The organism is Flavobacterium circumlabens, assembly GCF_004345565.1.
In the GTDB taxonomy this organism is placed as follows: Bacteria; Bacteroidota; Bacteroidia; order Flavobacteriales; family Flavobacteriaceae; genus Flavobacterium; species Flavobacterium circumlabens.
Map to the genome: position 1 here is coordinate 32,687 of NZ_SLWA01000002.1, position 21,738 is coordinate 54,424.

The 21,738-nt window shown below is 34.5% G+C and carries 20 protein-coding genes; 3 read left to right on the forward strand and 17 right to left on the reverse strand.

Translation table 11 applies throughout. The annotated features are described in order from the left end of the window. Positions 1-4 precede the first annotated feature (4 nt). From EV142_RS04760 to EV142_RS04785, 6 genes are all read right to left on the reverse strand, one after another. On the reverse strand, positions 5-424 hold the full coding sequence (locus EV142_RS04760; protein ID WP_132033256.1) for an OsmC family peroxiredoxin: 420 nt from the start codon (positions 422-424) through the stop codon (positions 5-7). Between the two features lie 319 nt (positions 425-743). Further along, positions 744-2,732, reverse strand: coding sequence for a DUF349 domain-containing protein (locus tag EV142_RS04765; RefSeq protein ID WP_132033258.1), 1,989 nt, complete (start codon positions 2,730-2,732; stop codon positions 744-746). Between the two features lie 480 nt (positions 2,733-3,212). Continuing rightward, positions 3,213-3,962: a shikimate dehydrogenase family protein gene (locus EV142_RS04770; RefSeq protein ID WP_132033260.1), complete on the reverse strand. Its 750-nt coding sequence runs from the start codon at positions 3,960-3,962 to the stop codon at positions 3,213-3,215. Next, entirely contained in the window at positions 3,962-5,359 is a 1,398-nt protein-coding gene (locus EV142_RS04775) for a tetratricopeptide repeat protein (RefSeq protein WP_132033262.1), read from the reverse strand. Before EV142_RS04775 ends, EV142_RS04770 begins: the two co-directional genes overlap by 1 nt. Positions 5,360-5,637: 278 nt before the next feature. After that, positions 5,638-6,834, reverse strand: a complete 1,197-nt coding sequence (locus tag EV142_RS04780) for an aspartate aminotransferase family protein (RefSeq protein WP_132033264.1) — start codon at positions 6,832-6,834, stop codon at positions 5,638-5,640. A 253-nt stretch (positions 6,835-7,087) separates the two neighbouring features. Continuing rightward, positions 7,088-8,740, reverse strand: a complete 1,653-nt coding sequence (locus EV142_RS04785) for an OstA-like protein (RefSeq protein ID WP_132033266.1) — start codon at positions 8,738-8,740, stop codon at positions 7,088-7,090. A gap of 538 nt (positions 8,741-9,278) precedes the next feature. Here EV142_RS04785 and EV142_RS04790 point away from each other — a divergent pair. Next, positions 9,279-11,150, forward strand: a complete 1,872-nt coding sequence (locus EV142_RS04790) for an alpha-amylase family protein (protein WP_132033268.1) — start codon at positions 9,279-9,281, stop codon at positions 11,148-11,150. A gap of 59 nt (positions 11,151-11,209) precedes the next feature. On the opposite strand, the gene EV142_RS04795 is transcribed toward EV142_RS04790, so the two are convergent. From EV142_RS04795 to rsfS, 7 genes are all read right to left on the reverse strand, one after another. Further along, a complete protein-coding gene (locus tag EV142_RS04795; protein ID WP_132033270.1) occupies positions 11,210-11,989 on the reverse strand; it encodes a superoxide dismutase in 780 nt (259 codons plus the stop codon). 8 nt (positions 11,990-11,997) lie between these two features. After that, positions 11,998-12,267, reverse strand: coding sequence for an acyl-CoA-binding protein (locus EV142_RS04800; RefSeq protein WP_132033272.1), 270 nt, complete (start codon positions 12,265-12,267; stop codon positions 11,998-12,000). Further along, entirely contained in the window at positions 12,268-12,921 is a 654-nt protein-coding gene (locus EV142_RS04805) for a phosphatidylserine decarboxylase family protein (protein WP_132033274.1), read from the reverse strand. After that, positions 12,911-13,801, reverse strand: coding sequence for a phosphatidate cytidylyltransferase (locus EV142_RS04810; RefSeq protein WP_132033276.1), 891 nt, complete (start codon positions 13,799-13,801; stop codon positions 12,911-12,913). The genes EV142_RS04805 and EV142_RS04810 overlap by 11 nt, the downstream gene beginning before the upstream one ends. 1 nt (position 13,802) lies before the next feature. Beyond that, on the reverse strand, positions 13,803-14,411 hold the full coding sequence (locus tag EV142_RS04815) for a lactate utilization protein B/C (protein ID WP_132033278.1): 609 nt from the start codon (positions 14,409-14,411) through the stop codon (positions 13,803-13,805). A 113-nt stretch (positions 14,412-14,524) separates the two neighbouring features. Next, positions 14,525-16,450 carry an ATP-dependent zinc metalloprotease FtsH gene (gene ftsH / locus EV142_RS04820; protein ID WP_132033280.1) on the reverse strand — a complete coding sequence of 642 codons (1,926 nt, stop codon included), beginning with the start codon at positions 16,448-16,450 and terminating at the stop codon, positions 14,525-14,527. A gap of 15 nt (positions 16,451-16,465) precedes the next feature. Next, positions 16,466-16,837 (reverse strand): ribosome silencing factor, encoded by a 372-nt coding sequence (gene rsfS, locus EV142_RS04825; RefSeq protein ID WP_007809313.1) that lies wholly within the window; start codon positions 16,835-16,837, stop codon positions 16,466-16,468. Between the two features lie 94 nt (positions 16,838-16,931). Here rsfS and EV142_RS04830 point away from each other — a divergent pair, with 94 nt between their 5' ends. Further along, a complete protein-coding gene (locus tag EV142_RS04830) occupies positions 16,932-17,672 on the forward strand; it encodes a biotin--[acetyl-CoA-carboxylase] ligase (RefSeq protein WP_132033282.1) in 741 nt (246 codons plus the stop codon). 143 nt (positions 17,673-17,815) lie between these two features. Here EV142_RS04830 and EV142_RS04835 read toward each other — a convergent pair whose 3' ends face one another. From EV142_RS04835 to pyrE, 3 genes are all read right to left on the reverse strand, one after another. Beyond that, positions 17,816-18,472, reverse strand: a complete 657-nt coding sequence (locus EV142_RS04835) for a hypothetical protein (RefSeq protein WP_132033284.1) — start codon at positions 18,470-18,472, stop codon at positions 17,816-17,818. Between the two features lie 338 nt (positions 18,473-18,810). Next, on the reverse strand, positions 18,811-19,203 hold the full coding sequence (locus tag EV142_RS04840) for an SRPBCC family protein (RefSeq protein ID WP_132033286.1): 393 nt from the start codon (positions 19,201-19,203) through the stop codon (positions 18,811-18,813). Positions 19,204-19,435: 232 nt separating this feature from the next. Next, positions 19,436-20,086: an orotate phosphoribosyltransferase gene (gene pyrE / locus EV142_RS04845; RefSeq protein WP_132033288.1), complete on the reverse strand. Its 651-nt coding sequence runs from the start codon at positions 20,084-20,086 to the stop codon at positions 19,436-19,438. Positions 20,087-20,093: 7 nt separating this feature from the next. Between pyrE and EV142_RS04850 the strand changes: the two genes are divergently transcribed. Then, entirely contained in the window at positions 20,094-20,696 is a 603-nt protein-coding gene (locus EV142_RS04850) for an NUDIX hydrolase (RefSeq protein WP_132033290.1), read from the forward strand. A 49-nt stretch (positions 20,697-20,745) separates the two neighbouring features. Here the strand turns inward: EV142_RS04850 and EV142_RS04855 are convergent, their stop codons facing one another. Continuing rightward, entirely contained in the window at positions 20,746-21,651 is a 906-nt protein-coding gene (locus EV142_RS04855) for a hypothetical protein (protein WP_132033292.1), read from the reverse strand. Positions 21,652-21,738: the final 87 nt, after the last annotated feature.

The window sequence follows — 21,738 nt, forward strand, 5'->3', positions numbered from 1 at the left end:
TCCCTTAACTGATTAATGTAGCAGAAAGTGTAATTGTCGTATTTAAAAGTTTGGAAATCGGACAAATTTCTTTTGCTTTAAGAGCTGTTTTTTCGAATTCCTCAGCTGAAATTGATGGAACTTTTCCTTTCAAGTCCAGATGGATCAAAGTTATGGTTCCGTCTTCAAAAGTTACTGTTGCTTCTGTAGCCAGGTCATCTGCCGTAAACCCTCCTTCGTTTAGCAGAAAACTTAATTGCATCGTAAAACAGCCGGAATGAGCTGCGGCAACCAATTCTTCAGGATTTGTTCCAACGCCGTCTGCAAATCTTGTTTTAAAGGATAATTGAGCTTTATCCAGTGTTGTACTTTGTGTACTTATAGTTCCTGTTCCCTCCATGCCCGTTCCTTTCCAGTTGGCATTTGCTTTTCTTGTAAATTTCATATTAGTATTTATTAGAATTATTTAATTAATTGATCTTCAGTAAATAATGTACTATCAAATATAATCAATATTTTACAGAATTGTTTTAGGAAAGTTAAGGACAGTGTTAAGTTTAGGGTTTCAGGTTGAAATGATAGTAGACGAATTAACCGCGAGGCACGCTAAGGTTTGTTTTTTATATTACGCTTAAAAACGCAAAGTTCGCAAGGCTTATACTTATGTAGCTTTGCGAACTTTGCGTTTTTTTAGAATTTTACGTATAAATAAACCTTAGCGTGCCCTTGCGGTAAAATGCTATGTTTATTTAACCTGACAATTGCTATTGATTCAGATTACGTAATTGCTTTAGTTTATCTTTCCAGACTTCCAGGCTCTCTTTGTGAATAGCAATGTTTTTGCGAACTTCAAGAACAATGGAATTCTCTTTTTTTGCGTTTTTAGTATTCGTAAAAAACTGAATGTTATTCTCTAATTGGAAAATTTCGTTTTGAACTTCTTCAATCTTACGCATCAGGAAGATTTTCTCGTTGTCCAGCTTTCTCGTGTCATTACTTTCGGATAATGAATCAATTCGGTTAGAGAAACGCATCATCTCCGTTTCTTTTTTGCTCAAACTTAATTTTTCAAAAAGAGCATCTAAGATTTTATTGAATTTTCCTTCAATGTGACGTCTTGAGAACGGGACTTTTCCAAATCCTTTCCAGGTTTCAATATGCAGTTTTATAGCATCTAAATCTGTTTTATGGTCTCCGGTAAGCTGATAAGCTCTAAGGATATCCAAATAGGCTTTTTTATTGTCAAAAGCAGCTACTTCATCACCATTTTCTTCAGATTTATGTTCTTTTAATTTGTCAAAATAATGATTACACGCGTCTTTAAATTCCTTCCAGATTTTATCTGAATATTTCTTAGGAACGTGGCCAATTTGTTTCCACTCATCCTGAATTTGCTTCATGATTGGAGTAGTGGCAGTAAAATCGGTACTTTCCTGTAACTCTTTGGCTTTCGCCACAAGTGCCATTTTTTTATTTAAATTATCGTTTTGATCTTTCTTAATGTCTTTGTAAAAGGAATTTTTGAAAGAATTAAAATTTCTAACGGCAGTTTTAAAAGCAGCCCAGGTTTGCTCATTTACTTCAGATGGAACTTTTCCGGCAGCAAAAAACTCATTTCTAAGGGCTTCTACTTTTTGAATCTGAACCAGCCATTGCGCGTGAGAACCTACTTTTTCGGTACCTAAAACTTCCAATGTAGCAATAATACCTTTTTTTATTTCCAGATTTTGTTGCTCATTGGCTCTGTGACTTTCAAATAAAACTTCCCTTTTATCGTGAATTTTTTTAGTCAGTTCACTAAATTTATTCCAGATCGTATCGCGGTGTTCTTTCGAAACAGGTCCAATGTCTTCTTTCCAGATTCTGTGTAAATCCTGTAATTCTCTAAATGATTTACTGATGTCAGTTTCATTTACTAATTCTTCAACGCGGGTTATAATTTTTTGTTTTTGCTCCAGATTGTATTTAAAATCCAAATCTCTGGCTTCACGGTCCAAATGTAAATAATCATAGAAATTTTCTACATGGAAGTGATAATTATTCCAAACGTGATTGTACTTGTCTTTTGGAATTGGTCCTGCATTTTTCCATCTTTCTCTTAAATCATTAAAATGTTTAAGCGTGTCTTTGATGTTTTCCTGCGGGTTTATAAGTTCTTTTAGTTCTTCAACAATAGCAAGGCGATTGTCTAAATTTGATTTTAAGTTGGTTTGTAAATGTTTAAAATGAGCATTTCTTTTTTCTCTGAAAACATTATAATATTCGTCAAATTTAGATTTTAACGGAGAATGGTATTCAAATTCTTCATTTGGATCTTGTTTAGAAGCATTAAATTCTTCTCTTTTTTCCTCAATCAAATGATTGTATTGTAATAAAAATGCTTTTTTGATTTCTTCAATATGATCTTTTACAGACATCGCTTTATCTGTATGGACAAGATTTTTCAATTCGTCAACAAGTGCATCTAACGAAAAAGTATCATAATCCTGCATAGGAATATCATGGCGCTCTTTCAGCGTCTCATCTTCACTCTCTTCCGCATTTGAATTGGTTATGGCATCTAATGCTTCCTGATGGTCTGTTTCTGTAGCTTCAACTGTATTTTCTGGCTCAGTTTCAGTATTTGAAACAGAGTCTTCAGCTGTTACTTCAGAATCTGATGTTTCAGTTGCATCCTCTTGTATAGAATCAGTTAATTCGATTCCTGATTTTCCGTCTGCTTCTTGCAGGTTATCATTCTTTTCTTCTAACATTTTAAATGTATAAGGTTTATTGTTTTAAACAGAGCGAAAGATAGTAAAGGTGTTTCTAAATACAAAATAAATCGTTTGTTTATACGCTATTTTGCAATGAAATTCTTATTTATTGCTCTGTTTAGCAAATATGATATTGATTTTTTTATCCTTTTTTTTGAAGTTAATATAAAATTTGAATGACCAGTATTTTTAGAAAAATCATATTAAATGATTGTTTTTAACCTTCTGATTCTGATTTTATTTTAAGGAATCTTTTAAAACGAAATGGTTTTTCTGCCGAATTTAAAAAACGCATTATTTTGAAATCCGTTTAAGGCAGGGTGTGTTGAAAAGTAATAGCTGCAGCAATCCGCTTATGTTTGCAATGTCTGTTTTGGTTGAGATTATAAAGCAGGAAGACCGACTCTTAAATTCAATTTTTTAGTTATGAATAGAAGATACGAAGACACGAAGACACTAATTGTTTTGTGTGGGGATTTATTTATTCCAGATTTTCCATGCTTTTTCAGCTTGAAAAATAAGCATATCATAACCGTTTTTTATAATCGCTCCGTGTTCTTTTGCATTTTTTAGAAATTGTGTTTCTTCCGGATTATAAATCAAATCATAAGCAATGTGCTTACTGGTAAAAAACTCGTAAGGAAGATTGGGACAAGCTTCAATATTTGGGCTTGTTCCTACGGGAGTACAATTTATTATAATCTGAAAGTTGTCAAAAGTTGTGGCATTGATCAGGTCGTAATCGATAATATTTTCTTTGGCTTCCCTTGACACAAAAGTATACAGGATATCAAGTTCATCCAGAGCAAAAGCAACACCTTTTGAGGCGCCGCCGGTACCTAAAATGAGTGCTTTCTTATGATGTGGCTCTAATAGTGGTTTCAGTGATTTTTTAAAACCATAGTAATCCGTATTATACCCTTTTAATTTTCCGTTTTTAGTGAATTTAATGGTATTGACAGCACCTATTAAAGATGCTTTTTTTGAAAGTTTATCTAAAAAGGGAATCACTTGTTCTTTGTACGGAATCGTAACATTCAGGCCTTTTAAATCGGGATTATTTTTAACCAGTCCGGAGAAATGATTAATTTCAGAAATGTCGAAATTTTCGTAGGTGTTGCCTGCAAAAACTTCATCATTAAATTTTTCTGTAAAATATCCTTTCGAAAAAGAGTAACTAATATTACGGCCCAGCAAGCCAAAACGTCTTTTTAAAATGTCAATCATTATTCTTTTCTATGTTTTTCAATATAATTTTTCACCATTTTCTTTGACCAGACCACCGGGAATAAATCCTCGATTAGAATATAATTTTCAAAATTTAGACGTAATCCGTTGCTTAAATGAAATTTTGCTTTTGTATTGTCCTGAATCATAAAATACAGTCCTGCCAGACGATATTCGATTTCGTTTTCTTCAGGGAAATATTCTGATGCCTGCAATAAAGTTTGAATGGCACTGTCAAATTCACCTAAAAACTGCAGGATATCAACCCAGAATAACCAAGTATCTAAGGCATAATCTCCAAATTCAACCGCTTTTCTATATCCAAATTCAGCTTCCTCAAAGAAGTTCATTTGTTTGTTTATCGTTGCATAGCGTTTCCAGTACAAACGATTCTGATTGTCAATTGCCAATGCTTTGTTGACAAAAAATAATGCTTTTTGAAAATTCTTCTGGCGAACATGAAAGTCAGTAATGGCAATCCATCCTTTATCTAAAAGCGGATCTTCATGTACCGTCTGATTGTAATATTGTAATGCTTTGGCAGAATTGCCTAATTTTTCATAACATTTTCCAATACGCAATAATGCATACGAAGTCGCATCGTCTAACTCGATGGTGCGGTTGTAGCTTTCAATTGCTTTGTTGTATTTTTTAAGGCGTTCGTACGCTTTTGCTTTTTCCATGAAAGCACCCAGAAACTCGTCGTCAATCAGGGTGGCATAATCAAAAGCGCGAATGGCATTTTCATATTCCTTCACGCCATAATGCAAGCGTCCTAGCTGGTGCCAGGCAATCTCGCTGTACGGATTTTTATTGATGTAATCGTTAAGATATACAATGGCTTCCTGATTTTGATCTAAAAATTCAAAACAATAAACCACATTGTACAGCGCAGACTGATCTTCTAAATCTTCTTCCAGACATTTGATAAAACTGTCTTTTGCCATCTCGAGATTATCCATAAAAAGATATTCCATTCCGATTAAGTTATACACGTCAGCGTAATCGTCTGTATATTGCAGGGCGATTTTAAGCAATTCTACTGCTTTTTCGTGTTGATCTCTCTTAGAACAGATATTGGCTTTCTGGATGTAAATTTCCTCGTTGTTAGGTTCAATTGCATACAACTCGTTTAAAAGCTTTTCAGCAATATCAAGTTTGTCGTCGTAAACCAGCATTTCTACTTGTACTAATTTTAAGCCTGTAGATTTTGGATGTTGGTCTAATGCAAGTTTTAAGGCCTTTTTTGCTAAATTAGCCTTGCCTATATCTAAATAATGAAGAATGATTTCTTCAAATTCTTCAGAATCAAAAAAGAGTACTTTGTTAGTTTTTAACATCGACTCAAATTTGGATAAGGATAGGTTATAATCTTCTTCTTCGTTGCTTAATTGCATACTTTGTTTTATTTGAAATTAGCCTGTTATAAAATTAGGCAACCATATTCGTGTTGAGAGGAACGGGAATCAATTGTTTTGAACAATTTAATTAACAATATGGACAGAATTTCTAATCTGTTTTAAGTTATAATCTTTTTGATGTTAAAAGATTAAATTTAATTCTTATTCTATTTTTGTTTTTAATCCGGAGTTCTAGCCCTGATGGCAGCGATATCCTTTTGTTTTTTTTCTTAAAAAAATAAAAGATTTAGCGAACAGCAGGAAATAGCTCCTACTTAAACTACTTGTTCTTTTTTCATTATTTCATCCATAACGTTTAAAATTATGGCACAGCCTTCTCTTACTTCTTCTTCAGAAATGGTTAATGGCGGTGTTATTCTTATGGCGCATCCTTCAAAGAGCAGCCAGAATAATATGAGCCCTTTGTCCTGACAATTTAAAATAACCTGATTGGTTATTTCGGCAGTTTCGGTCATTGCGGCAAGCATTAATCCTTTTCCTCTAACTTCCTTTATCAAAGGATGTACCAAAAGAGATCTGAAGAGTTTTTCTTTCTCTAAAGCTTCCTGCATTAAGTTTGTCTCAGTTAATTCCTGCAAAGTGGCTAAACAGGCTGACGCAATGACAGGATGGCCTCCAAAAGTAGTGATATGACCTAGTTTAGGATTTTTAGTTAAAAGGTCCATTTTTTCCGCCGAAGCCGTAAAAGCACCAACGGGCATTCCGCCGCCCATACCTTTTCCCATTACTACAATATCAGGAACTACATCGTAATTCTGAAAACCGAAGAGTTTTCCGGTTCTTCCAAAACCGGGCTGTATTTCATCAACAATCATCAGGGCGCCTACTTCATCACATCGTTGGCGTACTTTCTGAAGAAAATTATTATGAGGCTGAATGAATCCGGCTCCTCCCTGAATAGTTTCTAAAAGAATCGCAGCGGTTCGGGTGGTTATTTTTTGTAAATCTTCTTCGTTATTGAATGTTATAAAATCAACATCAGGAAGCAAAGGTCGATAAGCTTGCTTGCGTTCTTCAAAACCCATAACACTCATGGATCCCATCGTATTCCCGTGATAGGCATTATGACACGAAATAAGCTGACTGCGGCCTGTGGTTCGTTTAGCGAGTTTCAGTGCTCCTTCGATTGCTTCTGTGCCCGAATTAACCAAATATGTTTTGTTAAGGGATTCCGGAAGGAGAGAAGCCAGTAATTTACAATATTGGACAGCAGGGCTCTGCGAATATTCGCCATACACCATTACGTGCGAATATTTGTCTAACTGATCTTTAATTGCCTGGTTAACTCTGGGGTGCTGATGACCCAATGTGCAGGCCGAAACTCCGGCAACAAAGTCTAAATATTTTTTATTGCCGGTGTCGTATATATAGGAACCAATTGCATGAGAAACTTCCATTCCTAAAGGATAGGGGGATGTTTGCGCCTGGTATTTTATAAAATCTGAATTCATTTTTTTCTTAAGGGTCTAAGTGGCTGAGTTGCTAAGGTTCTGAGGTTTGTCTCAGTCTTAGTTTTCAGTCTCAGTAAAACTGCGACTACGACTGTGACTGTGACTGTGACTGCCTAACTGTGACTAAATTTAACAGCAAAGATCGCAAAGTTTACGCAATGTTGGCAAAGTTTTAAATCAAGTTTACAGTATTAAAAAGCAAAGATCGCAAAGCTTTGAAACTGAAAACTGAAAACTGAAACTGAAACTGCGACTATTTCTTATCCTTAGAAGTACCTTTAGTCGTCGCTGACTTAGCTGTACTTGTCTTCACAGCCGGTTTCTTTTTATCGTAATCTAAGGTTTCTTTTCTGATTTTCATCGGAACATTCTCTTTGGCGTCTTCGGCTTTTCCTTCTTTGATTAATTTATCATTGAGTTCATTTTCTTCGGAAGTAAAAATATCATCTTTCGATTTTATTCGTTCGTCACCGCGCCAGACCAGACCTCTTAATTTACGGGCATTTTCAGGTAAATCGGCTTCCGGGTAGATATCTCCGTCGACCTTGTTGAAAAATGTAATGGTTTCGATGGCATTGTTTTCTAAAATCATATTGATTTTACTGCTGACATTTTTATTGATACCGATAAGTTCATTAGTATCATTCCTCATATAATAAATTACTTCGGTGTTTTTTATTACATCGACATCATGTAATTTACCTTCTCTGAATTTTCCAAATAAATTGAGGCCTTTTACCTGATTAAAGCCGGTTCCGAGCGTATCCCGCGAGACAATAAAGGTGTTGTTGAGTACTTTTAAGGAATCTATTTTTCGGGTGGTGTTATCTCCGATTAAATGCATGATGTCACCGGTAATCTGACTTTCACCATTCCAGAGAATTGGATTTCCGATTAGTTTTGTCAAAGCAGTTTTCGAATTGGAATGAATCGAATCGCATTTTCCGCTCATATCCGTTTTATAAAAACGAACATTATTATAAGCTCTCAAAATTCGTTCGCCCTCTTTTCCGGTAACCATTAGTTTTTTTCCGTGAATGTAAACCGAATCATTGTCTACAAAGTTAACCGCAACAGCCCTTTTGGTTACAAACATCGAATCTTTTAGTTTGTAAACTTCCGCATAATGCCCTTTTACGATGCCGCGATTTACAGAATCAGTAATTTTTACATTTCGGGTTGCCGATGCAAATTCAGTGTTCCGGTTATAAAACAAACTATCTCCTTCAATGCGGCGATCGTCGTATTTTATGTATGATTTTCGAAGTAAGTGCGCCAGGTTTTTCTTGGTGTCATAAAACCCTTTTTCAGTATAAATATAATTCGTCTTACTGGTAATGGTTGATGGGCCAAATAAATAACTGTGTCCCGAATTACTGTAATAATCAAGATGATTTGATTTGATAACATATTTTGGATTGGTAAGAACAACCGCAGTTAGGAATTGAAATTTTTTCTGGGCGACATAATAGCGGCCTGATTTACTTACCAGGGTATTATCTTTATTAACGATTGTTCCTTTCGAATTATAAAAAACTTCCTGAACATTACGGTCAAAATTAATGGTGTCAGTTTGTAAAGTGGCATCCGGTGAGGTCATAACAGCATCTCCGGTGGCAAATGCTTTTTTCATGTTACCATTATATTCGGCATATTTACTGTTAAGGTACAAAGTATCTCCCTGTACTAATTGTACATTTCCAAACGCTTTTAAATAGTTTTCCTTTTGAAAAAAATAAGCTTTGTTACAGGTAAGCACAACGCCGTCATGATTGATTTTTACATTGCCGGCCAGTAATAGAGCATCAGGTACTGCGATTTGATCTACATACGAATTGTCTGCATTCTCAATAATGATTTTTTTGGGTGCCTGCGCAAAAATGCTTTGAACACTTAATAGAAGCAAACAATAAGATATGAAAAAGAGTGATTTCGTCAAGGGATTAATTTTTTTTGTCAAATTTATGAAAAAGGTTACAACCTTTCTTGATATTAGTATTAATTTATAATTTTTTAGGAGGTTCGGTGCTGCAAAGGTTCAGAGGGACACAGGTTCAAAGGGAAACAGGCTCAAAGAGGCAAAGGTTCAAAGGGGCAAAGGTCTCAGATTCTTTAGATTTTAAATCAACTATTAAATTGTTTCAAGTCATTTTTTTTGGGCTTTATTCCTTTGTCCCTTTGTCCCTCTGAATCTTTGTAACTTACTTCCTAAGTTATCAACAAAACAGGACACTCTTTCGTTGTAGTTTGGTTTTTTGAATGAAAACAGGCATAAATTGATTTCAGTTTCTTTTGATTTTTAAAAATTAGTTTAAATTTAAAACATCGTTTCTAACGATTTGATGAAATAAGCCAATAAAAAACAAATTTTAATTTTATTAAGATTGGAATTTGGGATTTAAATATTGGATTTTCTTTTCTATGAAACAGTTTATAAATTGAATATGATAAATAAAAGAATTTTGGTTGCAGGAATAGCTGTAACGATGCTGTTGACAGCATGTAAAACAAAAGATTTAAAAATGAATGCAGCTCAGGAAGAAGTTCTTACAGATAAGAAAATTGTCGTGTATCAGGTTTTTACACGTTTATTCGGAAATAAAAATACAACCAACAAACCCTGGGGGACAATTGAAGAAAACGGCGTTGGAAAATTTAATGATTTTACAGATAAAGCATTGCATGAAATTAAGGATTTAGGCGTTACGTACATCTGGTATACAGGTGTTCCGCATCATGCTTTGGTTCGGGATTATACCGCTTACGGGATTTCAAATGATGATCCCGAAGTGGTAAAAGGCAGGGCAGGTTCTCCTTATGCCGTAAAAGATTATTACAATGTAAATCCTGATTTAGCAGTCGACCCTGCACATCGCCTGGAGGAGTTTGAAGCGTTGATAACCCGCACACACAAAGCAGGTTTGAAATTAATTATTGATATAGTACCCAATCATATTGCCCGTAAATACGAAGGAAAAAACAATCCGGAGGGTGTGCGGGATTTTGGTGCTGGTGATGATGTACAGGTGGAATACAGCAGAAATAATAATTTCTATTATATTCCGAATGAACATTTTCAGATTCCTGACGGAGATGTTCCGTTAAATGGAGAAAAAAATCCTCTTGTTGATGGTGTTTTCGATGAAAACCCGGCAAAATGGACCGGCAACGGATCGCGTAAAGTAAAACCAGATCAAAATGACTGGTACGAAACTGTAAAAGTAAATTATGGAATCCGTCCGGATGGTTCGAAAGATTTTCCTGAACTTCCTGCTGGTTTTGACCAAAAATCCTATGCCGAACATTTTGCCTTCTGGCAGGACAAAGACGTGCCGGATTCCTGGAAAAAATTCAAATCAATCGCTTTGTACTGGACTGCAAAAGGAGTGGATGGTTTTCGTTATGATATGGCTGAAATGGTTCCGTATGAATTTTGGAGTTACATGAATTCAGCTATCAAAATGAAAAACCCAGATGCTTTTTTACTGGCTGAAGTTTATAATCCGAATGAATACCGCAATTATATTCGTTTGGGAAAAATGGATTATTTGTATGATAAGGTAGAAACCTACGATAAACTGAAAGATATTATTCGTGGAAAATCTTCTACTGATGGTTTGTCTGAAATTCAAATCAGAATACAGGACATCGAACACCATATGCTTCATTTTTTGGATAATCATGATGAACAGCGTCTGGCAAGTCCTGAATTTGCAGGAACGCCGGAAAGAGGAAAACCTCTGATGGTGGTTTCTACAACAATCAGCACATCGCCAACAATGGTTTATTTCGGACAGGAAGTGGGAGAGGCCGGAAATGAAAATGCCGGTTTTGGAACACATTCCAGAACTTCAATTTTTGATTATATCGGCGTTCCCAATCATCAGCGTTGGATGAACGATGGAAAATTTGACGGAGGACAACTTTCTGAATCAGAAAAAAGTCTTCGCGATTTTTATAAAAGATTGTTGAATTTCTCGATTAAAAGCTCGGCTTTGATGGGCAATTTTCAGGAAGTACAATCGGTAAACCTTCAAACTAATACGGGGTATCATGACTTACTTTATTCCTATGTTCGTTGGTCGGACAACCAAAAACTAATTGTTGTCGCTAATTTTTCTTCGGAGAAAACAAGCGAATTTGAATTGAAAATCCCTTCTGATGTTATTTCAAAATGGAAATTAAAAGATGGTTCTTATGTCCTTTTAGATCAGTTGTATTTGCAAAATAAAACCTATTTTACGGTAAAGAACGGAGTAGGATTAGCAAGAGTTAAAATCGGGCCTTCAGAATCTTTTATTTATGAAGTAGAATAAAAGCGGAATGAATCGAAAAATAAAAAAGCTGATACTTTTGGTATCAGCTTTTTTTATAATTATACTTTTTTGACTTTCTTTAAGGCTTCTATGTAATTTTCGTTTACTTTTTCCCAATTGATATGTTGATAAAAAGCATCGATATAACTTCCTTTTCTATTTTGGTAGTCCAGATAGTAAGCGTGTTCCCAAAGATCAATACCCATAATTGGTGTTCCCGGTATCAGGGCATTCTTCATTAAAGGATTATCCTGATTATCGGTCGTGGTTACCTGCAGTTTTCCCAGTTTATCTACAACCAGCCAGACCCAGCCAGATCCAAATTGCTTCGTGGCCTGTCCCTTAAATTGATTGGTAAGATTATTAAAAGAGCCAAATTCCTTATTGATTGCGCTTGAAAGAGTATCCTTTGGAGTTTGTTCTTTTGGCGTCAGAATATTAAAATAAAGCGTGTGATTGTAATATCCACCTGCATTTTGACGAAGCTTGGCATTATTGAGATCTAATTTTTTAAGAATATCTTCAATAGACATATTCTCAAATTCAGTAGAAACAATTTCTTTATTTAAGGTATTGGTATACGTTAAATAATGTTTGGAATAATGTGTTTCTAAAGTAAGAGATCGTATGGCCGGCGCTAATCCATCATAAGGGAAAGCCAGTTTTGTAAGCGCAAAAGATCCCGGATCTGCTTTTACTTCATCGGGACTTCCTATGGTTATTTTTTCCTCTTTTGTTGGTAAAGGAACTTCTACAACTTCGGTTAGCTTATTGTCATTACAAGAAAATAATGCTAAGAATGAAGCTAAAATACTGAATCGAACAATGTTTTTCTTCATAATATGAATTATTTCGCTGTTAGTGAATTTATGATTTCGATATAGTGTTCTTTTGCTTCGTCAACGGATAAATGACTAATTTGCATCCAGGCATTTGTTTTGAAAGCATCACGTAAATCAAAATTTTCTGATTGATTGTACACGGCAGTTCCAAAAGTAGCCTGTTTATAATAGGCATACAGTCTTAGCTGCACATCTTGCGGTAACGAGGCTTGTGTCATTTTTAAGGCAATTTCTACTGCCTCTGAGAAACGAGTATCTAAATCTTTGATCGTCATTTAAGCTTTTGTAGCAATAATGGTTTTTCCGCCAATTGCTTTTTGGTTTAATTCTACATTAATTTGTGTGCCTAAAGGTAAAAATAAATCTACTCTTGAACCAAATTTAATGAAACCTGCATCTGTTCCCTGAACAACCTGCATTCCTTCTTCTGCATAATTTACAATTCTGCGTGCCAAAGCACCTGCAATTTGTCTGTATAGAATTTGTCCGAAAGTTTCATTTTCGATTACAACAGTTGTTCTTTCGTTTTCTTCACTTGCTTTTGGATGCCATGCAACCAAAAATTTGCCGGGGTGATACTTGCTGAATTTGATAACACCATCCATAGCATAACGCGTTACGTGCACATTTATTGGTGACATAAAAATAGAAACCTGTAAACGTTTATCTTTAAAAAATTCGCCTTCGTAAACTTCTTCAATTACGACCACTTTTCCATCTACCGGAGCCAGGATATGATTGTCTTCTCTGATCGCAATTCTTTTAGGATTTCTAAAAAACTGCAAAATAATAATCAAAATCAAAACAGCTGCTATCTGAACCAGCATTCTCAGCCAGCTGATATCAATAAAACGATCAGCGATCAAAAGCACGGCAACAGTAAAAACAGTACCTAATAAAATGGACGGGGCTCCTTCTTTATGAAACATAATATAAAATTTGGTAAAATAAATATATAATTGGTGCTACAAATATAACACTATCTAATCGATCTAAGATGCCTCCGTGTCCGGGCATTATGGAACCGCTGTCTTTTACACCGGCAATTCTTTTAAATTTTGACTCGATCAAATCACCGATCGTTCCAAAAATACTGACAATGAGTGCAATAATAGTCCATATTAAAATAGACTTACTGCTAAAAGCGGGATTGGGCTGAATGTAAAATTTTGAAATCAAAAAACCTGCGAATGCAGCAAAAACAGCACCGCCTAAGAATCCTTCGATGGTTTTTTTAGGAGAAACACGTTCAAATAATTTATGTTTTCCTATCGATTTTCCAACCAGATAGGCAAATGTATCATTTGTCCAGATGAGGATAAATAGTCCAATGATAATTTTTGGATTGTAATCATTGGTCCCAAAAGAAATTTTTACAATAAAGACGAAAGGTAAAGTGATGTATCCTAACAGATATAGATATTTGGAAGAAATGCTTATTTTCTGAACAGAGTCGTAAAACAAGAATAAAATACATTTAATTGCGATGACTATCGTAACGGCTAGCAGCACCAAATCTAATTGCTGGATATTAGTTTCTAAATAAAAGTCTGCGTTAAACAGATTGTTAAGATACAGGGTAGTTTCTTTGTTGTAATGGCTTATTAGTACAATAACGGAATACAACAAGATTCCAAACAGAATCGAAAAGATTTTATTGAGATGAACCAAATTGGAAAATTCATAAATGGTAATAACCAGGAAAATACCAAAAAGGATAATAAAGCTTTCGGTAGAAAACAAGATCGAAGTTAGTAACAAAGCGATATAAACAGCACCAGAAATGGTCCTCTTGAGTGTTTCGTTCATCTTAAAGATCTTCTAAAAGCAATAAGTACAGATTTTTAGCAACACTTCCGTATTGTGTGAAATCTTCTTCTTTTGCTTTTTCGAAATATTTTATTGTGGTAATATTGGTAGGATAGTCTCTTTCGTATTTGCGTTTAATAGCACTGAGTCCATCGCTTTTAATAGAAAGAATCTGGCTGGTTGTGGCTATTATGACAATATTGGCCGGTAATTCGTTTGGTTTGTCCTGTCTGATTTGTTTGGATGAAAATAAGATAGAACCTTCATCAGCAATAAGGCTTTCACAAGTGGCAAGTAAAAATTTAGGATTTCTGGGCGAAATATAAATTAATTTATTTTCCTCCAATAAAGTAAATAAACCCGGTTCGTAACATAAAACTTCATTCTCAAACCAGTCGTTTTCTTCTAAAATATTTTCAAATTGTTCTGCTACTTCCTGTTTGTTTTCACAATACAAAAATTTGCCTCCGTTTTTCTTAAAATTAAAAATGAATCTTTCGTCAATAGATAAGTGACTATCAGGAGTTGTTGGATTCCCTCCATATTCGCTTTCAGTTTCTTCATCAGAAGCGGCATCGCTCGAACCAAATATTTTTTTGAAAAAATTCATTTTATATGAAATACTTTACATGTTAATTGAAAACGTTCAAAGATAAAAAAATCTTAATTCAAAAGGCTATTTTGAATTAAGATTTTAAAAAATATTAAATATTTCCGAATAGTTTAAGAAACTACTTCTTCCAGATTTTTATCAAAAGTACGTTTTCCGAAAATTGTTTCTAAGTCATCTTTAAAAATAACTTCTTTTTCAATTAATATATCGGCAAGCTGATTTAGCTTGTCTTTGTTTTCTTCTAAAATTTGAATAGCTCTTTTGTATTGGCCTTCAATTAATTCTGAAATTTCTTTGTCAATAACTTTTGCAGTTTCATCAGAATACGGTTTTGAAAAGTTGTATTCGCTTTGTCCGCTTGAATCATAATAAGTAACATTTCCTATTTTATCATTCAAACCATAAATCGTTACCATCGCACGAGCCTGACGAGTTACTTTTTCCAAATCGCTTAATGCTCCGGTGGAAATTCTGTCAAAAGTTACTTTTTCAGCAGCTCTTCCGCCCATAGTAGCACACATTTCGTCTAACATTTGATCTGTTCTTACGATTTGTCTTTCTTCAGGAAGGTACCATGCAGCTCCTAAACTTTGTCCACGAGGAACAATTGTTACTTTAATAAGTGGTGCAGCATGCTCTAACATCCAGCTTACTGTCGCGTGACCCGCTTCGTGAATAGCGATTGCTCTTTTCTCTTCGGGAGTAATAATTTTGTTTTTCTTTTCAAGACCACCAATAATTCTGTCAACAGCATCTAAGAAATCCTGTCTGTCTACAGCCGTTTTGTTGTTACGGGCAGCAATCAATGCAGCTTCGTTACAAACGTTTGCAATATCAGCACCGGAGAAACCCGGAGTTTGTTTGGCTAGGAAATCTAAATCAAGACCTTCAACTTTTTTGATAGGAGCTAAGTGTACTTTAAAGATTTCAGCTCGTTCGCGAATGTCCGGTAAGTCAACAAAAATTTGTCTGTCAAAACGACCAGCACGCATTAAAGCTTTATCCAGAACATCAGCTCTGTTGGTTGCAGCCAGAACGATTACATTCGAGTTAGTACCAAAACCATCCATTTCTGTCAATAATTGGTTCAGTGTATTTTCTCTTTCGTCGTTTCCGCCTGACATATTGCTTTTTCCTCTTGCTCTACCAACAGCATCAATTTCATCAATGAAAATAATAGCAGGAGATTTTTCTTTTGCCTGTTTGAATAAGTCACGTACACGTGATGCACCAACTCCTACGAACATCTCAACAAAATCAGAACCTGATAAAGAGAAGAAAGGAACCTGGGCTTCTCCTGCAACAGCTTTGGCCAATAAAGTTTTACCAGTTCCCGGAGGTCCTACAAGTAAAGCTCCTTTTGGAATTTTACCTCCAAGGTTGGTATATTTTTCAGGGTTTTTAAGAAACTCTACTATTTCCTGTATTTCTTCTTTTGCACCTTCTAAACCGGCAACATCTTTAAATGTTGTTTTGATATCTGTTTTCTCATCAAACAATTTGGCTTTTGATTTTCCAATGTTGAAAATTTGTCCGCCACCGCCACCGGCACCGCCTGACATTTTACGCATAATGAAAATCCATACACCAATAATGATGATAATTGGAAGCAGGCTGATTAGAATATCGCTCCAGTTGTTTTTCTGCAGGAAATTAAAATCTTTCAGTTTGCCTTCGCCCACTGCTTTTTCTAATTTAGTTTGAAAAATCTGATCGTTACCAATTTCTAAAGTATAGTGAGGACCTTTATTCGGTCTTTCAAAAATATCTTTTGCTACTTTTTTATTTGCTGCGTCTTTTAGTGCTGCAGCTGTCAAATACACTTCAGCTTCTGCTTTATTGTATACGATAACTTTTTCAATTTGTCCTTTTTCTAATAAAGTGTTGAATTTAGAAGAAGTTAATTGAGCAGGTTCGCTTAAGTTAGATCCACCGGTTGCAAAACTTATAAATAAAAAAACTAGAAGTATTGCAGTATATATTAACCAGGGACTTATTTTAAATTTACTCGGGTTTGGATTATTATCTTTAGCCATTAGAAAAAATTTTCTTTAGTATTTGTTTTCGATTGTAGTTATTTTGGCGTCACCCCAAAGGCTTTCGATATTATAGTATTCACGAATGTGTTTCTGGAAAACATGTACCACGATATGCACGTAATCCATAAGAACCCATTCCGCATTATCGGTTCCTTCTACGTGCCAGGGTTTATCTTTTAAGTCTTTGGATACTGTTTTTTGAATTGAGTTTACAATGGCATTAACCTGGGTATTTGAACTTCCGTTACAAATTACAAAATAGTCACAAACAGCCGTGTCTATTTCCCTTAAGTCAAGAATATCTATATCATTTCCTTTTACTTCTTCAATTCCTTTGATTATGTTCGCCAATAGAACATCATTATTAATAGTCTTTTTCGCCATGAATTATTTTATATGATTTTGTAAAGTTACCAATTTTTGTGATTAATTTTGAACCTTAACAAAATATTAAATTAAGTATAAATAAATTATTTGAATGAAACTAATCAAACTCGATGCCATAGATTCAACAAACGATTTTCTTAAGGCTTTGGCCAGTCAGGAAGAGCTTGATAATTTTACAGTGGTAACAGCTGAAAATCAGACAAAAGGAAAGGGCCAAATGGGCTCTAAATGGCAGTCGGAATCCGGTAAAAACTTAATTATGAGTGTCTTGGTGAAGGATTTTTTGTTTGATAAAGAAAAGGTTTTTAATCTGAGTATAATAGTTTCATTAGCGGTAATTGAGACCTTAAAAGCGTTGGATATTTCTAATTTAAGTATAAAATGGCCAAACGACATTATGTCATACAATAAAAAAATTGGTGGCATACTAATCGAAAATACCATCAAAAGTGATGGCAGGATCGTGTCAGTCGCAGGCTTAGGCCTTAATGTAAATCAGACTAATTTTGATGATTTACCCCTGGCATCGTCATTGGCAGTACTTTCCGGAAAGACGTTTGATAAGGATGTTTTGCCCTCTTTAATTACTGAAAAGATCGAACAAAAAATTGAATTCTGGCAGGCTAATTCCGCAGTTTTTTGGGATCAATATTTTAATTCGCTGTTCAGAAAAGGAATTCCAATGCCTTTTAAAAATCTCCATCCCAATACTTCGGGACAAAACTTCATGGGAATTATTCAGGGTGTTTCTCCTGTTGGAAAAATCCGGATATTGCTTAAAGATGATTCGGTTTCCGAATTTGATATTAAGGAAATTCAGATGCTTTATTGATTTTTGAGGTTCTAAGGTACTAAGGTTCTGAGCTGCTAAGTTTTTAGGCTCAAAGTTGCAAAGGGGCAAAGGTACAGAGGTTAAAAAATCTGTGTTAATCTGTTTAATCCGTCAAATCTGTGTCCTGTTGCCATTGATTCAAATCAAATCTCTACTGGTTTCACAGCTTTTGGAGCTATTTTTCTGTTCCAGTAGATGATGTAAAGTGTTCCGAGAATAGAGGGCATCATCCAGGCGATTATATTCCCAAGTCCGATTCCGGCTACTATAAAAGCGGTGATGGAAGCAATTAAAGCCCCAATCATTTTTCCGATGTGTTTGGAGAGCCATTCTTTCTTTGTTTCCGAAACATTTTTGTAGAATATAAAATCTTTAACCGTCATATAAAGCCCAAAACCGCCAAAGAAGATGAACAATATTCCATTTGCAATATGCATTAACTGGCAATACAATCCAATGGAAATCATGATTACCGAGAAGAAAAGCATGCTTCCTGAAATGATAAAATCAAGTGTATCAGCTTTTTTTTTTGTTTTAAATGTTAAGGCTCTGTTTCCGGCAACTACAAGATAGATAGTAAATAAACCAATTAAAAATAAAAAGATATTCTGGTGATTGGGCATCCAGCAGATCGGAATCGAAATAAGGGAACTGGTAATCATTCCGACAGAGAATAAATTCCCCATTCTTTTATGCAGTTTTCCGCCTTTTTTAACAACAATACTTCCAATTCCTGTAATAAGCCCGATTCCTCCGAAGAAGGCGTGAATGTAAATTAAAATCTTAATAGCTGGTTCCATTTTTGTTTGTTTTAGTTTAATGGTCCAAACTTCGATCAATAATTTAGTTTGCTATAATTAATAATTCTGAATTGTTGTATTTTGGGGATGAATTGGGTTTTTTTAAGTTGCAGAGGTGCAGAGGGACTAAGGTTCTGAGGTTTTGAACCTGAAACTTGAAACTTTAAACTTTAAACTTGAAACTTGAAACTTCAAACCTGAAACCTGAAACCTGAACCTGAACCTGAAACGTGGAATTTGGAATTTTTCAAACTTGGAATTTAAACCTGAACCTGAAACAAAAAAAAAAGCCCGATCGTAAAATCGGACTTTAAATTTTAAGCATTAATAATCAATACTTATAGTTTTGTCATATTAGCGGCCAGAGTTTCGATAAACTTGCTGATTGGTCCTTTGATCATCATGGCCATCATGGCGTTGAATTCTCCTTCAAATTGCAATTGTACGGCACTTTCGGTAGCAGAAATACTATCAATGTTAGAAACCAGTGTAAACGGAAGCTTATCACTTGCAGCACCCAGAACAATCTTGTTTGGAGCCACTTTTTCTTTCATCTTAAGTTTTATTTCCGGCATACCTTTTAGTCCAAAAATAAAAGCATCTTCGCCGGTTACTTCAAATTTAGCAATATTATCCGGCATTAATTTTTCGAAATTCTTAACATCAGTCAACAAATCAAATAAATCCTGTGCTGATTTCTGAACAGTAACTTTTGGACTTTCTAAGTTCATATTTTTCTTTTTTATAATTTTTTTCACCGCAGAGGGCGCAAGGTTTTTTTATATTGTAAAACGATAGTAAATGTTATGTTTGCAAAGTTAGATTTAAATTAAATTACAATTTACAAAAAAGAGCGAAGCGATTTTTTGTATAAAATCTAAAAATCTAAAAATCTAAAAATCTAAAAATCTAAAAATCTAAAAATCTAAAAATCTAAAAATCTAAAAATCTAAAAATCTAAAATTACTCCTCTTCCTGTCCCCAGGTAGACGGACTCACGTTCCATTCCTGCAGCGTAGCTTGTTGATCTTCGGTGATATATTGTTTCTGAACCGCTAAATCCAATAGATTTTCGTAGTTACTTAAGGTATACAGGTCAATATTAGCATTTTTGAAGTTCTCTTCTGCTACATTAAAACCATACGTAAAAATTGCTGCCATCCCCTTAATATTAGCACCTTCGTTGCGTAAAGCTTCCACAGCCATCAGACTGCTGTTTCCGGTACTGATTAAATCTTCTACCACAACAACATTCTGGCCTTTTTGCAAAAAGCCTTCTACCTGGTTTTGTCTTCCGTGTTTTTTTGCTTCCGGACGCACATATACAAAAGGTAATCCGAGGCTTTCGGCCACGAGAATACCAATTCCTATAGCACCAGTTGCAACTCCGGCAATGACATCCGGTTTCCCAAATTGTTTCTCAATATTCTTTGCAAACTCATCACGAACGTAATTTCTGATGGTTGGAAATGAAAGAATTAACCTATTATCGCAATAAATAGGAGATTTCCAGCCAGAAGCCCATGTAAAAGGATTTTCTGGATTCAATTTAATTGCATTTATTTGCAAAAGCAATTCGGCTGTTTTTTCGGCAGTATCTTTATTAAAAATCATAGTACAAATGTATAAAGTTTTTGTGAACGACAAACCACTTTTTTTGACAAATGAAATCTCCAAAGAGACTAATTTTCAATTATTCTTGTTAGAGAGTATTGATATTGAGCAGCTTATAGTGAAAATATTTCAAAATAAAATTCAAAAAGCCTATTTATATCATCCAGATGAAAGGGAAATAATGAAAACCCTGAAAGCTAAAATTCCCGTAACGAAAGCCGGAGGAGGATTGGTTTACAATAAAAAAGGCGAAGTTTTATTTATTTTCAGAAACGGAAAATGGGATCTTCCTAAGGGCGGAATCGAAAAAGGGGAAGAAATTGAAGATACCGCCATGCGCGAAGTTGAAGAAGAAACCGGTGTTGGAAAATTGACTATTACCGAAAAACTTCAGAAAACGTATCATGTTTTTAAACGTAACGGAAAATACAAACTCAAAATCACGCATTGGTTCGAAATGCAATCTGATTTTGAAGGAATTCCGCAAGGCCAGATCGAGGAAGGTATCGAAAAAGTAGCCTGGCTAAATCCGGAGGAAATAAAAGATGCACTTAAAAATTCTTATGAGAATATTAAATTATTATTTGAAGAAGAAAATCAATATCAATAAAAAAATCGCAATGGTATATTGCGATTTAAATCAATTTTTATAACATAGTTTACTCTTTATAATTAAAAATAAACTCCGATCTATAATTGTTCGATATTTTCCCACCATTGTCAGTACTAAAGTTTTCGGTCATTTTTGTCATTCTGTTTGTATTGTCAAAAGTGTAATCTGTTTTTGTGGTATAAATAACACTGTAATTTGAACTTTGATAAACAAAAGTATCAGTGTATTCCGAAATTAAGTTTTCAGAAAGGTCAATCATTATGGAGTGATTAAAATTTAAGAAACTGTTTAAAAAGCTGTTGAGTTTCCATTCTTTGCCAAACAGCATTTTTTTGTAACTGTAATTATTTTTCAGATTAGTGTATTTACAACTGATGAAATGTTCACTTAAACTTCCGTTATCTCCAACTTGAGAAAACTTTTCTACATTGCCGTTTACAAAATCATATTTGTAAAAATAAGCTCCTGAAAATACCGTTCGTTTTTCGATTTCATTATTCGAATTAAGTGAAATTTCCAAAGATTCTACTGGATTATTTTCGGTAGTTTTTGTCAAAACTATTTTGCCTGCAAGATGCGTAAAAACAAATTTCGTATTCAAAATTTCTTCATTTGCCGGACCTGACAGTTGTTTTATTTCGGTTATTTTTCCGGCATCACTGTACAAGAAAGTGGTTGTTAGTAAAATTTCTTCCGAAGGATTGTAATCAATTATTTTCGAAACCAGATTCTGATTGTTATAAGTATAGTCACTATGCTTATTGTCAGAACTTTTAACCGTTGTAAGTTTCTCATTTTCAAATTGCATATCCTGATAATACATCAGTGAATTTTTATAATAATCATTAAACCTGATAGAACTTAGATTCGTTTTAATTTCTGAGTCCGTAATTTCTTCATTAGAGCAGGAAACAATTGCGAGTACAGTAAATAATGCGATTAGCTTTTTCATTTCATTTTGTTTTTAAGTTATATTCTCTAGTAACATATGCTAAGAATAGTTGCGTATTAAAATGTTAAAAATGAAATTGTCGGTTAT

Coding starts and splice junctions, on each gene's coding strand:
- EV142_RS04760 (WP_132033256.1), bottom strand. CDS start 424: ATGAAATTTACAAGAAAAGCAAATGCCAACTGGAAAGGAACGGGCATG.
- EV142_RS04765 (WP_132033258.1), bottom strand. CDS start 2,732: ATGTTAGAAGAAAAGAATGATAACCTGCAAGAAGCAGACGGAAAATCA.
- EV142_RS04770 (WP_132033260.1), bottom strand. CDS start 3,962: ATGATTGACATTTTAAAAAGACGTTTTGGCTTGCTGGGCCGTAATATT.
- EV142_RS04775 (WP_132033262.1), bottom strand. CDS start 5,359: ATGCAATTAAGCAACGAAGAAGAAGATTATAACCTATCCTTATCCAAA.
- EV142_RS04780 (WP_132033264.1), bottom strand. CDS start 6,834: ATGAATTCAGATTTTATAAAATACCAGGCGCAAACATCCCCCTATCCT.
- EV142_RS04790 (WP_132033268.1), top strand. CDS start 9,279: ATGATAAATAAAAGAATTTTGGTTGCAGGAATAGCTGTAACGATGCTG.
- EV142_RS04795 (WP_132033270.1), bottom strand. CDS start 11,989: ATGAAGAAAAACATTGTTCGATTCAGTATTTTAGCTTCATTCTTAGCA.
- EV142_RS04800 (WP_132033272.1), bottom strand. CDS start 12,267: ATGACGATCAAAGATTTAGATACTCGTTTCTCAGAGGCAGTAGAAATT.
- EV142_RS04805 (WP_132033274.1), bottom strand. CDS start 12,921: ATGTTTCATAAAGAAGGAGCCCCGTCCATTTTATTAGGTACTGTTTTT.
- EV142_RS04810 (WP_132033276.1), bottom strand. CDS start 13,801: ATGAACGAAACACTCAAGAGGACCATTTCTGGTGCTGTTTATATCGCT.
- EV142_RS04815 (WP_132033278.1), bottom strand. CDS start 14,411: ATGAATTTTTTCAAAAAAATATTTGGTTCGAGCGATGCCGCTTCTGAT.
- ftsH (WP_132033280.1), bottom strand. CDS start 16,450: ATGGCTAAAGATAATAATCCAAACCCGAGTAAATTTAAAATAAGTCCC.
- rsfS (WP_007809313.1), bottom strand. CDS start 16,837: ATGGCGAAAAAGACTATTAATAATGATGTTCTATTGGCGAACATAATC.
- EV142_RS04830 (WP_132033282.1), top strand. CDS start 16,932: ATGAAACTAATCAAACTCGATGCCATAGATTCAACAAACGATTTTCTT.
- EV142_RS04835 (WP_132033284.1), bottom strand. CDS start 18,472: ATGGAACCAGCTATTAAGATTTTAATTTACATTCACGCCTTCTTCGGA.
- EV142_RS04840 (WP_132033286.1), bottom strand. CDS start 19,203: ATGAACTTAGAAAGTCCAAAAGTTACTGTTCAGAAATCAGCACAGGAT.
- pyrE (WP_132033288.1), bottom strand. CDS start 20,086: ATGATTTTTAATAAAGATACTGCCGAAAAAACAGCCGAATTGCTTTTG.
- EV142_RS04850 (WP_132033290.1), top strand. CDS start 20,094: ATGTATAAAGTTTTTGTGAACGACAAACCACTTTTTTTGACAAATGAA.
- EV142_RS04855 (WP_132033292.1), bottom strand. CDS start 21,651: ATGAAAAAGCTAATCGCATTATTTACTGTACTCGCAATTGTTTCCTGC.